Source organism: Paraburkholderia sp. MM5477-R1 (assembly GCF_050436385.1).
In the GTDB taxonomy this organism is placed as follows: domain Bacteria; phylum Pseudomonadota; class Gammaproteobacteria; order Burkholderiales; family Burkholderiaceae; genus Paraburkholderia; species Paraburkholderia tuberum.
This window is the reverse complement of the sequence record NZ_JBNDMC010000010.1, coordinates 1,014,844-1,029,420: the sequence shown is the minus strand read 5'-3', so window position 1 is coordinate 1,029,420 and position 14,577 is coordinate 1,014,844. Positions and strand designations below refer to the sequence as shown.

Genomic DNA, 14,577 nt, shown 5'->3' with positions numbered 1-14,577 from the left:
CCCTCACTTCTTCCGAGACCATTGACGAGACCGCATGGTCGACTTTAGGACTAGCAATGGGTGATACCGGTAACAAGAAGATCAGCACAGGTTGGGTACTGTTTGCGCTCGCCGTTGGCGGATTTGCCATCGGGACTACCGAGTTCGCGACGATGAGCCTGCTACCGTTTTTTGCGCATGGTCTTGCAATCGACGCCCCGACGGCGGGACATGTCATCAGTGCTTACGCCCTGGGCGTTGTCGTGGGTGCGCCGGTTCTTGCGGTGCTAGGTGCGCGGCTGCCCCGCCGGACGCTATTGATCCTTCTGATGGGCATGTTCGCGGTGGGCAATGGAATGAGCGCGCTGGCGCCGAGCTACCATTGGATGTTGCTGTTCCGATTCATCAGTGGGCTGCCTCACGGCGCCTATTTTGGCGCCACAGCGCTGGTGGCGGCCTCGCTCGTCCCGGAGAACCGGCGCACGGTAGCGGTAGGGCGCGTTTTTCTCGGCTTGACGTTTGCCACCATCGTCGGCGTTCCGCTTGCCAACTGGTTGGGGCAGGCCATTGGCTGGCGCTGGAGTTTTGGGCTGGTTGCATTGCTGGGTGTGGTAACGATGACGTTCGTATGGCTACTGGCACCGAACGAGCCGGCGCATCCGGAATCCAGCCCGCTGCGCGAACTCGGCGCGCTTAAGCACACGCAGGTGTGGCTGACGCTCGGCATCGGTGCGATCGGCTTTGGCGGTATGTTCGCGGTCTACACCTATCTGGCTGACATTCTGGGCGCAGTCACGGGCGTCTCCGCGCAGGCCGTTCCGATTGTGCTGAGCGTCTTCGGTGTGGGTTTGACGATTGGCAACCTCCTCGTGCCGATGTTTGCGGACCGCGCCTTGATGCGCACTACCGCCGCAATATTGGCGTGGAGCGCGGTTTCGCTCGCCATCTTCCCGTGGATGGCAAGCAACGTCTGGACGATGACCTTCGATGTTTTCCTGATCGGCGTGGGAGGCGCACTTGGGACGGTTCTCCAGACACGGCTGATGGACGTGGCGGAAGACGCCCAAGGCCTGGCGGCAGCGCTGAATCACTCCGCGTTTAACACGGCAAATGCGCTTGGACCGTTTTTCGGGGGGCTGGCTATCTCGGCAGGCTACGGATGGACGGCGCCGGGATGGGTGGGCTGTTTGCTCGCAGTCGGCGGCCTCGCGATCTGGTTTGCGTCGGTAACCGTCGAGCGCAGCCGAAATCGCAAAGTCGCGAGCCTCCGCGAAAACATTCCGTGTTGACGGACACGTCGCGCGACGTTTGCATCCCTTGATGCGTCGGGCTCTGTCGCGATAACGAGCCAGACGCATCGCGCGGCCGTGTTGCGACGACCGGTTGAATCCCCCCAATACACGTCCACTGCCTTTGGACGGCGCTGCCGCGAAGCAGGCGTACAGCCGTCGATGGGCACGGCCGGCGATGCCTATGACAACGCGATGTGCGAGTCGTTCTTCGGCACACTCGAAGCCGAACTGCTCTGTCGCGAACACTTCGCGACCCACGAACAGGCACGGCGGCGTCTGTTCTCGTTTCTGGAGAGCTGGTACAAGATACGCCGCCTGCACAGCAGCATCGGCTACTGTTCGCCGCTCGAGTTCGAAAACCTGCATGCGCAAGGTCAAAGCTTATCGCCGCGCGGGGTGTCCACCGCCAGGCAGCGTCGTGGTCATGACAGGCGACCCGCCGCCCGGCCGTGGACAACCCGCGATTCAACCGTACCGGGAGGTGCCACGCCGCATTAAACTCAACTGCAAATCTATCCGTCGAACCGGGTCAACCTCAGACCTTACTGCGACAGAGCCATCGGGACTACACCTGAACTTCTGCGACCCTCAACATCCATGGCGGCGCGGCTTGAACCGGCCGCGAAAGACGCTGGACAACGAAACGCCCACCGACCGATTCCAGCAAACTATGGCATCGACCGGTTGAATCCGCTGGGGAAAGCCGCCCTCCACGCACGGCAATAGGCATGCACCATTGCCAGCAATGGAGCGGTTGAGCACCGCATTTCGGGTGCGGGCGCAATCAATATTCAATTCCGGTCGTTTCGCGGACTGTCTGAATGATCTTCGTCTTCATGCGAAAGAACATCTCACTGTCTCTCAGCGCCAAGGAGCGAGTTCTTCCCAACTGAGAAGTCACGTCGATGTCCTCGATCACCCGTGCGGGTCTTCGTGAAAACACGATGATCCTGTCAGCAAGAAAGACTGCTTCTTCGACATCGTGAGTAACAAAGATGACAGTACGCGACTCCTCGCTCTGAATGCGGCGCAGCTCCACCTGCAGTTGCTCGCGCCGCTGCGCGTCGAGAGCGCCAAATGGCTCATCCATCAGAAGCACTTCGGAACCCGCAGCCAGCGTCCGTGCGATCGCGACGCGCTGGCGCATACCTCCAGAGATACGGTTCGGGTAAGTGGCGGCGAACTCGTGAAGACCGACAAGGCGAAGATAGTGGTCGGTGCGACGGCGCTTTTCGTCCTTGCCAAGGTCGACTCTGTAGCGCATGCCAAAGGCCACGTTCTGGCCGACGGTTAGCCAGGGAAATGACGAGTACGATTGAAACACCATGCCGCGTCGCTGGTCGGGTTTGCCGACCGGCTCGCCTTCAAGCCTGATTTCGCCTGCACTCGGCGTGTCGAGGCCACCCGACATTCGCATCAGCGTCGTCTTGCCGCAACCGGAGGGTCCGAGAAATACGACGAACTGGCCGCGCGCGATTGTCAAGTCGAAGGGTGTTTCCACGACTGGCAACGCGCCAAAGCGCTTGGTAACCCCGTCGAAAACAAGGTACTCGGTGGTTCGAATGTTCATCAATCAGTGCTCTTTAGATAGCGGAACAGGCGCCGATGAAATGCACGGATGAGCTGGTCGCTGACAAGGCCGATCATGCCAATCACAAACACTCCAGCCATGACCCGGTCGGTCTGCATGTAACGGCGTGCGTTCCATATGACGAAGCCCAGCCCGCTGTCTGAGGCCACGATCTCAGCAATGATCAGGTAGGTCCAGCACCAGCCGAGCGTAATGCGCAGGTTGTCGACCAGGTTGGGCAGCATCGATCGCCAGGCGATATCGGTAAGAATCTGGAGCGGACGAGCGCCGAGCGTACGTGCGATCTCGATGTACTCGTTGGGAACGCGGTTGGCATCGTCGACTACCAGCAAGACGAGCTGAAAGAACGTTCCCAGCCATAGCAGGAAGATCTTTGTTTCCTCTCCGACACCGAACCAGATGATAGAGATCGGCACCAGCGCCGGCGTCGGCAAGTATCGGATGAAATCCACCATCGGTTCGAGCGCCGCGTTCACTGGACGATAGCTGCTCATCAACAGGCCAATGGGAATCGCCATCGCAGCCGATAGCGCAAACGCAGCGAGAATGCGTCCGATCGAGACCAGTGCATTGCCGACGATCTGCCCTTCGAGGGTCATGGACCAAAGGCTCTGCGCGATCTCCATAGGCGACGGCAGGAAGGTCGGATCGACCCATCCGTCCCATGACGACACCTGCCACAGCAGCAAGACCGCGAAACTGGCGCCGAGGCCAATCAGAATGTTGGCCCGGCGGCTGATGCTTCCGCGAAAAGCGAAGGCGTTCGGAAGCGGTTTGTTCACTTGAGGTCGGTAGCGGAGATGGATTGCAACACCGAGCGGTCGAACGAGCGGGCTGCCGACAGCGTATGGTCTGACGCACCGTTAGCCAGATTCAGCTTCATCAGCGTGTCGAAGGTCTTGTAAATGGGGCCCGGCGAGTCAGTGGCGCCAAAATAATGCTTCGCGGTATCAATCGATGTGTAGGAAAGGCTTCCATCGATGCTTGCCTCGAAGTCCTTGTCGCTCTGATTGAAGTGAGGGGCGGCAAGATGAATGAACTCAGCCGGCTTGGCATTGTAATAGGCAATCGCCTTGTACACGCCGATCAGGAAGTTCTTGTAGGCGAGCGGGTCGGCGTGGAGTTTTGACTGGTTGACGATGATTGCGTCCACAATCGTACCGGGGTAGCTCGCCGATGAGACCAGAATATGCGCGCCGCGTTTCGCGTCGAGCGTAATTGCCTTGTTCATGAACGGCTGGAACGTTCCGATCGCCGCAACGCTGCGGTCTGAGAACACAGATAGCGCGTCAGATCCCGCAGTCTGCTTGATCGTCATGTCCTTATAACTGAGCCCCGCCTTGCTCAGTTCAAGTTGAAGGAGCAGGTAGGCAGGAATATCCGTCTCCATTGCCACAACCTTTCCTTTCAGGTCGCTGACCTTTTTGATGGAACCGTCCGCTACCACGCCGTCCCCGCCGTTGGACTCGTCGATAGTGCCGATCATGACACCGGGCGTCGAGGGGCTGCGCGGGCGGCGCTGATAGTCGTCGACCGTGCGCATGTCCACTTCAATATCGCCATGGGCAATCCCTGCCAGCGCGTCCGCCTGTTCGTCATCGAACTTGACGGAGACCTTCAGCCCCAGCTGTTTGAAGTAGCCCAGGTCGCTCGCCACGAAGACCGGCGCGAACCCGGACCAGTTATTGCATATCACGCGGATCGTCTTGTCTTCCGCGTGAGCGGCCTGTGTGGCCGCTACGAAGCCCAACGCAAACAGGGTGGCACGAGCGGCGATCTTGCGTTTGAAATGACACGGCATGCTATGTACCCCTATTTAATTAACAGAGTCAGAAGAAGAGGAGCAAAAATCAGTTGCGCGTTGGATTTGCGTCGCCAACCCAACGGTTCATACGGACATCGATATCGAGCATCTTCTGGTACATGGCGCGGTAGTACGGCAACCACCCGGCCGCTTCCCGCATCAGGGCTTCACGTTGCCCGACGGCTGCAGCCATGATCGTGTTGGCCTCCTGCCGCAGAGCCCGCTCGTCGACGGTCAGAAGCTTTCTGTCTCGCATAAGGACACGCCCGGCGACCATCGTCATCACGACAGCCCGGCTTGCATCTGCGTATACGAGTTGCCGGGCGAGATCGTTAAGAGGGGTGAACGGCAGCGTATCCAGATCGAGCATGATCAAGTCGGCCTGGAAACCCGGCGCGATGCGCCCGAGCCTATCGGCTTGCCGCATCGCCGTGGCGCCGCCTTCGAACATGCACTTGAGGATTTCGCCGGCGACCGGCCAGCGGTCGGGATCAGGATCGCCGATCGTATGAATGAGCGCGGCGGTCTTCATGACCGACCACAGGTTGACCGAGTCGTCGGCGATGATTTCATCCGAGCCCAGCGCAATCGAAACGCCAGCTTGCGCAAGTCGTCTGAACGGCATGACGCCGCTGCCCAGCCGAAGGTTGCTGATCGGGTTGTGAATGACCTGCGCGCCAGCCTCGGCGAGCAAACCGATATCGGTATCGTCGATCCACACGGCATGGATGACATTCATGCGGTCCGACAGAAGCGCCAGGTCGTCGACATACTGGATAAGCGAGCGGCCGTTCAGGCACACTTGGCCGAAGACGCGCTGCAGACGGGTCTCCAGCATATGGATGTAAAACGGCAGATTATGTTGGCGGCTCAATTCGTCCAGGGCGCGAAGATAGTCGACGCTGACGCGTTGCGGGGCCGAACACGAGACTGCGGCTCGCAGCCGTCCGTCGTCGACCTGATGCCAGTTGCCGACCAGATAGTCGTAGTGGCGCAGCAGTTCGTCCGCCTCCATCGCCGCGGGCCCTTCGAGCCGTGCTCTAAGTTCGGCCGGAACGATTTCGCCGAGGAAAGGGAGTTTGGCGATTTCGGGGAGATTGGGCTGGTCGAGAGCAACCGTCGCACGGATGCCTATATCTCGATATGCACCCATCACCGCATCGATTTCAGCGTGACTCGGGGAGGGCAGGAAGAACGCGTCGTCCTGTATGGCTGTTACGCCCAGCTTGAGCATTTCCGCAGCGCCGAGCTGCGTGCGTACGTACGCGGTGCGGGCGGACACTGCGGCATCAGGGGTGCTCGGCACCTCGTAGAGCATGAAAAGTTCGAGGGGCAGGCTGTCCAGTGCGCCCTTGAGAAAATTGGTCGGCGAATGGAAGTGGGCATTGATCAAACCCGGCATCACCAGGTGACCGGCTCCATCGATTACGATGTGCTGACCACTGACGCCTCGGGACGCATCGGGCCCAATAGCGCAGATGGTCCCCCTCTCGATAACGATGTCCGCACATGCCCGTTCGGGGCATGCAGGATCCATCGTCAGTACGCGAGCGTTCTTGATGATGGTCAGTTGTGCTGTACCGTCGCTTGTCTGGGCCGAAGTAAGCTTCGCCGGCCCAACAGGGTTGTCGCGCATCGCGATCACCTTTTGCTGGACGGGCACGCCAACCCGATATCCTCGATGAATGCGAGGAGCGCTACGTTCAACGTATGCGACGTTAAAGGAAACTTATTTTGTCGTCAACGCCTCTAAGCTCAGGCAGTGCGTTGCGTCGATCGGCTGACTGGCTTTCGGACGGCTTCGGTTTGAGCCGGTAATTCCCGCCATTGTGCTGCCTGTCTCCTGCCCGTCGCTCTTCTCGATTGGCACGTGGCAGGCGATTTGCCCGTCGCGCCACTGCGACGCGATTGGCGAGCCCGTGGGCTGTGTCGCAGTAAGGTCAACGGGTCAAGCCGCGGTGATATGCGGAGGAGGCACTGTCAAGTTGAGGAGCATAGGCTACGTGCCGGCCTCAAGAATAGTTATCCTTATCAGACCGTCACAGGAGCAAGCCGTGAAACTCGAACTTTTTCGCCGAAGCCGCCGTCCGTGGCGCATCCCATTTTGACGACACAGTCAGCATAGCGTGTGCAGGTCTTACAGCGGCCTTCGACATATCTTTGGGCGCCGTGGTGTTCAAGGTGTACGCTGATTCGTTGACTTCTCCTGCGCGCATTGCTGACCATAGCGATGCCGTGTTGTAATTTGCTTTTCCAGTGCACCCTGCCAGTTGAGACGGACGCATGTTGGTATCCCCACCCCTTAACCCAATGACAGGCAGCAGTCTGACTGAAGTGGGCAGCAGATGAACGCCCCTACCTATGCTTCCTGCGCCGATGGGTAACAGCCTCCAGATCTTGTGGGACGATGGCGAGCGCGTCTTCTGTCGAGGGCGGCGCCCAGACAATGGCGGCGACAACGTACACAACGTACTGATTGCGCGGCCTGCGGCCGACCAGCCGCCACCGGCCTGCTTCGATCGCCTCGCTCACGAATTCGCACTGAAGGACGATCTGGATGGCGCGTGGGCAGTGCGGCCGCTGGAGCTGGTGCGCGAAGGCGGCCAGACCCTGCTGGTGCTTGAGGATCCGGGCGGTGAGCCGCTTGAGCGGCTGCTCGGCCCGCCCATGGAGGTGGGCAGCGTGTTACGCCTGGCCGTCGGCATCGCCGCGGCGCTGGGCAAGCTCCACCAGCGCGGCCTCGTCCACAAGGATCTCAAGCCCGCTCATATCCTGGTGAACTGCGTAGACGGACACGCGCGGCTCACCGGCTTCGGCATCGCTTCGCGGCTGCCGCGCCAACGACAGGCGCCCGAGCCCCCCGAGACCATCGCCGGCACGCTCGCCTACATGGCGCCCGAGCAGACCGGACGGATGAACCGCTCCGTCGATTCGCGCAGCGACCTCTATTCGCTCGGCGTCACGCTCTATCAGATGCTTACCGGTGTGCTGCCGTTTTTCGCGTCCGACCCGATGGAATGGGCGCACTGCCATATCGCCAGACAGCCGGTGCCGCCTGGCGAGCGGTCGGAGAGGATCCCGGTTCCGGTCTCCCAGATCGTCATGAAGCTGCTCGCCAAGACCGCCGAGGAGCGCTACCAGACCGCGGTCGGCGTCGAGCGGGATCTGCGACGCTGCCTGTCCCATTGGCAGCGTCAGCACCGCATCGACGACTTCCCGCTGGGCGAACACGACACGCCCGACCGGCTCCAAATCCCCGAGAAACTGTACGGGCGGGAGCGCGAGGTCGACACCCTGGTCGCCGCGTTCGATCGGATCGTCAGGAGCGGCACGCCCGAACTGGTGCTGGTCTCCGGCTATTCCGGCATCGGCAAATCGGCGGTCGTCCATGAACTGCACAGAGTGCTGGTGCCGCCGCGAGGGCTCTTCGCCTCCGGCAAGTTCGACCAGTACAAGCGCGACATTCCCTATTCGACGCTGGTGCAGGCGTTTCAAGGCCTGGTGCGGCCGCTGCTCGGCAAACGCGACACTGAACTGGCGAGCTGGCGTGACGCGTTGCTGAATGCGCTGGAGCCGAATGCGCGGCTCATGACCGACCTCATCCCCGAACTGAAGCTCATCGTCGGTGACCCGCCGCCGGTCCCGGAGCTCGACCCGCCGCAGGCGCAACGTCGTTTCCAGCTCGTGTTCCGGCGCTTCATCGGTGTGTTTGCAAGACCGGACCATCCGCTGGCGCTGTTTCTCGACGATCTGCAGTGGCTCGATGCAGCGACGCTCGACCTGCTCGAGGATCTGCTGACCCGCTCGGATCTGCAGCATCTCATGCTGATCGGCGCGTATCGCGACAATGAAGTCGATGTCACGCATCCGCTGATGGTCAAACTTCAGGCCATCAGGATCGCAGGTGCCAGGATTGATGAAATCAGGCTTGCGCCGCTCGCCCGTGCGCACATAGAGCAGTTGATCGCGGATGCCCTTCACGGCGAGTCAAAACGCGCCGCGCCACTGGCGCAGCTCGTGCATGAGAAGACCGCCGGCAACCCGTTCTTTGTGAGACAGTTTCTGCATGCACTCGCTGACGAGGATTTGCTTACCTTCGATCATGCCGCCGCATGCTGGTGCTGGCATCTCGATCGCATCCATGCCAAGGGTTACACCGATAACGTAGTGGACCTGATGGTCGGCAAGCTCGCCCGCCTGCCGGCCGACACGCAGCTGGCGTTGCAGCAGCTCGCCTGCCTCGGCAATGTTGCCGCCATCGCCATGCTTTCGATCGTTCTCGGGACCTCGAGAAAGCAGGCCCACGCGTCGCTCTGGCCCGCGGTCCATCAGGAGCTGGTCGAGCGTCTGGAAGGCTCTTACAGGTTCATCCACGACCGGGTGCAGGAAGCCGCCTATACACTCATCCCCGAGGCATTGCGCGCCAAGGTCCATCTCCAGATCGGGAGGCTGCTGGTGAAGCAGACGCTCCCGGAGAAACGGGAGGAGGCGATCTTCGAGATCGTCAATCAGCTCAACCGCGGCGCCGCGCTGATGACCGAACAAGAGGAGCGGGATCAGCTCGCCGAGCTGAATCTGATCGCGGGCAAGCGCGCCAAGGGCGCCACCGCCTACGCCTCGGCGCTCACCTATCTCAATGCCGGTGCGGCGCTGTTGTCGGAGGAGTGCTGGGCGCGCCGGCGCGAGCTGATCCTTGCGCTGGAGCTGAACCGCGCCGAATGCGAATTCTTGACCGGCCAGTTGCCGGTCGCAGAGGAGCGACTGGCGGCGCTGTCAAGTCGCGCCACGACACCGGTCGAACAAGCCATCGTCGCGTGCCTGCACATGGATGTCTGCACGACCCGCGATCAGAGCGGTCGCGCAGTCACTGTGTGTCTCGACTACCTCCGGCATGTCGGTATCGAATGGTCAGCCCATCCGAAAGACGAGGACGTGCGACGCGAATACGCGCGCATCTGGTCACTGCTGGGGGGCCGGACGATCGAGGAGCTCATCGATTTGCCGCGCATGGAGGACCCCGCATCCCTCGCGACGCTCGCTGTTCTGACCAAGGTCTTGCCGCCGGCCTTGTTTACGGATGCGAACCTGGCTTCCCTGACGATCTGCAAGGCGATCAGTTTCTGCCTTGAGCACGGCAACTGCGATGCTTCGTGCTTCGCCTATGTCCAGCTCAGCAAGATTGCCGGACCGCGTTTTGGCGACTACCGGGCCGGATTTCGATTCGGTCAGCTCGGCTACGAACTCGTCGAACGACGCGGGCTCAAACGCTTCGAGGCGAGCACCTATCTTTGCTTCTCGCTTTTTGTCGTGCGCTGGACAAAACACGTGCGGGCTTGCCGTGATCTGATGCGCCGCGCATTTGAAGCGGCGAACCGGATCGGGGACCTCACGCATGGAGCCTACACGTGCACCAGTCTCAACTCGGACCTGCTCTTCGCCGGCGAGCCGCTGCCTGAGGTGCAAGCCGAAGCCGAACACGGGCTCGCGTTCGCCGAGAAGGCGCGGTTTGGCCTGGTCATCGACATTATCACCACGCAACTCGCGCTGATCCGGATGCTCCGCGGCTTGACGCTGAAATTCGGCTGCTTTGATGACCGGCAGTTCAATGAACTTCTCACTGAACACCATCTGTCCAGTAACCCGGCCCTGGCGCTGCCTGCGTGTCGGTACTGGATCCGGAAATTGCAGGCGCGCTATATCGCCGGTGACTATGCGACGGCCATGGACGCCGCATCGAAGGCGCAACCGCTGCTCTGGACCTCAGTCTCGTTCTACGAGGAAGCCGACTATCACTTTTACGCCGCGCTGGCCCAAGCCGCCTGGTGCGACTCCGTGCCAACGGATGAGCGGCAGCAGCACGTGGACATTGTCGCTGCGCATCACCAGCAACTGAAGGTCTGGGCGGAAAACGGTCCGGAGAACTTCGAAAACCGCGCCGCGCTGGTCGGCGCCGAGATCGCCCGCCTGGAGGGCCGCGGGCTTGATGCCGAGCTGCTCTACGAGAAGGCCATCCGCTCGGCCGAGGCAAACGGCTTTGTCCACAATGAGGCACTCGCCAACGAACTCGCCGGGCGGTTCTACGCGGCGCGCGGTCTTGAGAAGATTGCCCGCCTGTATCGGCAGGACGCCCGCTACGGCTACCTGCGATGGGGCGCCGAAGGGAAGGTGCGGCAACTCGAGGAGAAGTATCCGCACCTTGGGACGGAAGCGTCCGCGCCCAGCGCGACGGGCACGATCGGGACACCGGTCGACCGCCTCGACCTCGCGACCGTGATCAAGGTGTCGCAGGCCGTCTCGGGCGAGATCGTTCTTGAAAAGCTGATCAATACGCTCATGCGTACGGCGATTGAACAGGCCGGCGCCGAGCGTGGGCTGTTAATTTTGCTGGGCGGCGGTGAACAGCACATTGCCGCAGAAGCCACGACCTGCGTCGACTCGACTCATGTGGAACTGTGCGACGTGCCAGTGAGCACCGCAGTGTTGCCGGAGTCGGTCCTCTATCACGTCCTGCGCACCCGGGAGAGCCTCGTTCTTGACGATGCCACGCTCGAGCCATCGTTTGCCGGGGACCCCTACATCGGCCAGCGGAGGGCTCGTTCCGTTCTCTGCCTGCCCCTGATGAATCAGGCCAGGCCCATCGGCGCGCTCTACCTCGAAAACAATCTGACCACGCGGGTCTTCGCGCCGGCCCGGATTGCGGTGCTCCGGCTCCTCGCTTCTCAGGCGGCGACTTCGCTCGAGAATACCCGCTTGTACCGCGACCTCGAACAACGCGAAGCCAAAATCCGACGCCTTGTAGAGGCCAACATCATCGGAATCATGATCTACGATCTCGATGGCAAAATCATCGAGGCCAACGACGCGTTTCTGCGCATCGTGGGTTACGACCGCGAGGACCTCATGGCGGGCCGGCTACGCTGGATGGACCTCACGCCACCGGAATGGCTAGCCCGTGACCTGAGTCAATGGATACCACAACAGAAAGTGACTGGGCGCCTGGAACCATTCGAAAAGGAGTACTTCCGGAAAGACGGCAGCCGCGTGCCCGTGCTGATCGGCGTCGCCACGTTCGAGGAGGGCGGAAACGAGGGTGTCGCTTTCGTGCTCGATCTGACCGAGCGCAAGCGGGCGGAAGAGGCGCTGCGGCAGAGCGAGGAGCAATGGAAGGCGGTCTTTGAGCACAACCCGACCATGTTCTTCATGGTGGATGCGGCCGGCATCATCCTGTCCGTGAACCACCTTGGTGCCGAGCAGCTTGGCTACACGGCCGACGAATTGATCGGTTCTCCCGTGCAGAACCTGTTTCACGAGGCGGACCGGGAGGCCGTCCAGAGGAATACCGCCCTTTGTCTCGAACAACCCGGCCGATCGATGAGCTGGGAACTGCGCAAGGTCCGCAAGGATGGTGCGGTGCTCTGGGTTCGCGAGACGGCCAGAACGATGTTGATCAAGAAGCGACCGGTCGTCTTGATCGTGTGCGAGGACATCACCGAGGCCAGGCGCGCAGCGGAGGCTTTGCGTGAGGTGCAGATCGAGCTGGCACACGCGAACCGCGTGGCCACCATGGGCCAGCTCGCGGCCTCGATCGCCCATGAGGTCAACCAGCCGATCGCCGCGACGCTCACCAACGCCCAGGCCGCGCTACGGTGGCTGAGCACCCAGCCCCCTGACGTGGAAAAGGTCCGGCAGGCGCTCGGTCGTATTATGAAGGACGCCGATCGGGCGGGGGACGTGATCGGCCGGATCCGTGCACTGATCAAGAAGGCACCGCCCCGGAAGGACAGGGTGGACATCAACGAGGCAATTCGCGAGGTGCTCGAGCTAACCCGTGGCGCAGCAAACAAGAGCGACATCTCGGTACGGACGCAACTCGCAGACGGCTTGCCGTTGATCGAGGGAGACCGTGTCGAACTGCAACAAGTCCTCCTCAACCTGGTCATCAACGCGATCGAGGCCATGAGTAGCGTCAGCGATGGCGTGCGAGAAATGCTCGTCAGCACAGCGGAAGCCGACCCGGGCTATTTGCTCGTGGCGGTGCGCGATTCGGGGCCTGGCTTTACCGCGGACAGCGCCGAACACGTTTTCGCCCCGTTCTATACAACGAAGCCAACCGGTTTGGGGATGGGACTGTCGATCTGCCGCTCGATCATCGAAGCACACGGCGGCCGATTGTGGGCGAGCGCCAACGTGCCGCGCGGCGCTGTCTTTCAGTTCACGGTGCCCGCCCATCCAGAAGTTTCATCCTGATTGCCACAGCGCGAGCGCTTTTCTGGCAGTTGAGGTCCGCGAGTCAGCTGATGCCGGCGATGCGGCGGCAATGATCGATCGGCCAGCGTTCGCTGTCTGGCTGATTGTGTTGAAAAAGTCGCCCGTGGTTCGGAATGTTCGGTATCCTGGAAGACGTCGTTCGACGGGAGTGATTCGTCATGATGGGTCAACTGGGCACCGGACAGGACAAGCTCTTCTACTCGTTCAACTTCGATAATCACGTCCCTCCCGAGCACCTGTTGAGAGGCATCGATCACTTCCTTGATCTGCGTGATCTACGCCAGCATCTCGCACCGTTTTACAGTCCGATGGGTCGGCCATCGATTGATCCAGAGCTCATGATCCGCATGTTGATCGTCGGCTACTGTTTCGGCATCCGGTCCGAGCGCAGGCTATGCGAAGAGGTGCATCTGAATCTGGCGTGTCGATGGTTCTGCCGCCTGGGTCTGGAAGACGCCGTACCCGAACACTCGACATTCTCCAAGAACCGCCACGGTCGCTTCCGCGATAGCGATGTGCTGCGCCATGTGTTCGAGTCGGTGTTGGGTCGGTGCATGTCCGAAGGGCTCGTAAAGGGTGAAGGATTCGCGATTGACGCAAGCATCATCAGAGCCGACGCACACTCTGCTCGCGGTATTCCGGGTTCTGGGCCCATCGACTGGGGTTGCGTCAAGGGACAAAGCCGTGCAGTGCGCGCGTATCTGGAAGCATTGGAAGAAGCGAATCCAGCCGGCACCGAAGCGGCGGAGGTGGCAGAGACATCGGCCCCTCCAAAGAGGATATCTCTGACGGATCCCGCCTCGAGCTGGGCAGCCGCCAAGGGTGGCTTGCCGTTCTTCGCCTACTCGACCAATTATCTGATTGACCTGCAAGCGGGGATCATCGTTGACGTCGAGGCGACGCCCGCGAACCGTTCGCACGAAGTGGAATCAACCAGGACGATGATTGACCGCGTTGAGCGCGGCGGCATGATCTCAAACCTCACGTCTTGCAGGCGACACCGCGTATGGCTCGGCAGCGATGCTTGCCTGGATGATCGAAGAGAAAGAGATTGCACCGCATGTTCCGGTCTGGGATAAAACGACGCGCAAGGACAATACATTGTTCAGCAGCGAGTTCCTATGGGATGAACTGGCCAATGAATATCGCTGTCCCACCGGGCACGCACTACGCAGTGATCGGCGCAAATTCAGGAATCCGCGCTCGCGCGTCACGAAGGCTGACACGATCATCTATCGGGCAAGTCAGCTCGACTGCGAGAGCTGTTCGATGAAGGATCGCTGCTGTCCGAATACACCATTTCGCAAGATCGCCCGCAGCATCCATGAAGCTGCACGCGACGAGGCCAGGCGTATTGCGAAGACGCCTGAATACAAGCGATCTTGCCGGGAGCGAAAGAAGGTGGAAATGCTCTTTGCCCATCTCAAACGCATCCTGAAACTGGACCGTTTGCGACTGCGAGGTCCAAGCGGTGCTCATGATGAGTTCCTGATGGCAGCGACTGCGCAAAACCTGCGAAGAATGGCCAAGTGGTTCATGTCAGGACGCAAGCCGATGAACCAGTCAGTTGCATGACGAGAAGTGAGGATCGTTGCCTCACCCAGGTTCACCACTTCGCCGATCGTCACAACTCGATAACGTCA

Annotated in this window: 7 protein-coding genes and 1 pseudogene; 4 read left to right on the top strand and 4 right to left on the bottom strand. The window is 60.9% G+C overall.

The annotated features are described in order from the left end of the window. Window positions 1-56 precede the first annotated feature (56 nt). Together OKW35_RS48595 and OKW35_RS48590 are read left to right on the top strand one after the other, a co-directional pair. A complete protein-coding gene (locus tag OKW35_RS48595; protein WP_429555859.1) occupies window positions 57-1,268 on the top strand; it encodes an MFS transporter in 1,212 nt (403 codons plus the stop codon). Window positions 1,269-1,430: 162 nt separating this feature from the next. Then, a complete protein-coding gene (locus tag OKW35_RS48590) occupies window positions 1,431-1,769 on the top strand; it encodes an integrase core domain-containing protein (RefSeq protein WP_429555858.1) in 339 nt (112 codons plus the stop codon). A 286-nt stretch (window positions 1,770-2,055) separates the two neighbouring features. On the opposite strand, the gene OKW35_RS48585 is transcribed toward OKW35_RS48590, so the two are convergent. The 4 genes from OKW35_RS48585 to OKW35_RS48570 are packed head-to-tail and all read right to left on the bottom strand — an operon-like array spanning window position 2,056 to window position 6,329. Then, a complete protein-coding gene (locus tag OKW35_RS48585; RefSeq protein WP_429555857.1) occupies window positions 2,056-2,841 on the bottom strand; it encodes an ABC transporter ATP-binding protein in 786 nt (261 codons plus the stop codon). Continuing rightward, window positions 2,841-3,644 carry an ABC transporter permease gene (locus tag OKW35_RS48580; protein ID WP_429555856.1) on the bottom strand — a complete coding sequence of 268 codons (804 nt, stop codon included), beginning with the start codon at window positions 3,642-3,644 and terminating at the stop codon, window positions 2,841-2,843. Before OKW35_RS48580 ends, OKW35_RS48585 begins: the two co-directional genes overlap by 1 nt. Next, a complete protein-coding gene (locus OKW35_RS48575) occupies window positions 3,641-4,663 on the bottom strand; it encodes an ABC transporter substrate-binding protein (protein ID WP_429555855.1) in 1,023 nt (340 codons plus the stop codon). The genes OKW35_RS48580 and OKW35_RS48575 overlap by 4 nt, the downstream gene beginning before the upstream one ends. A gap of 49 nt (window positions 4,664-4,712) precedes the next feature. Further along, on the bottom strand, window positions 4,713-6,329 hold the full coding sequence (locus tag OKW35_RS48570; RefSeq protein WP_429555854.1) for an amidohydrolase family protein: 1,617 nt from the start codon (window positions 6,327-6,329) through the stop codon (window positions 4,713-4,715). 713 nt (window positions 6,330-7,042) lie between these two features. Here OKW35_RS48570 and OKW35_RS48565 point away from each other — a divergent pair. Both OKW35_RS48565 and OKW35_RS48560 read left to right on the top strand, forming a co-directional pair. Continuing rightward, the gene (locus OKW35_RS48565; RefSeq protein ID WP_429555853.1) at window positions 7,043-12,913 is read left to right on the top strand and encodes an ATP-binding sensor histidine kinase; all 5,871 of its coding nucleotides are present in this window, start codon (window positions 7,043-7,045) and stop codon (window positions 12,911-12,913) included. A 179-nt stretch (window positions 12,914-13,092) separates the two neighbouring features. Continuing rightward, window positions 13,093-14,509: pseudogene (locus tag OKW35_RS48560) on the top strand (transposase). Window positions 14,510-14,577 lie beyond the last annotated feature (68 nt).

Excerpts from the sequence above, each read along its gene's own strand:
- OKW35_RS48565 (WP_429555853.1), top strand. The coding sequence starts at position 7,043 with ATGGGTAACAGCCTCCAGATCTTGTGGGACGATGGCGAGCGCGTCTTC.
- OKW35_RS48585 (WP_429555857.1), bottom strand. The coding sequence starts at position 2,841 with ATGAACATTCGAACCACCGAGTACCTTGTTTTCGACGGGGTTACCAAG.
- OKW35_RS48590 (WP_429555858.1), top strand. The coding sequence starts at position 1,431 with ATGGGCACGGCCGGCGATGCCTATGACAACGCGATGTGCGAGTCGTTC.
- OKW35_RS48595 (WP_429555859.1), top strand. The coding sequence starts at position 57 with ATGGGTGATACCGGTAACAAGAAGATCAGCACAGGTTGGGTACTGTTT.
- OKW35_RS48575 (WP_429555855.1), bottom strand. The coding sequence starts at position 4,663 with ATGCCGTGTCATTTCAAACGCAAGATCGCCGCTCGTGCCACCCTGTTT.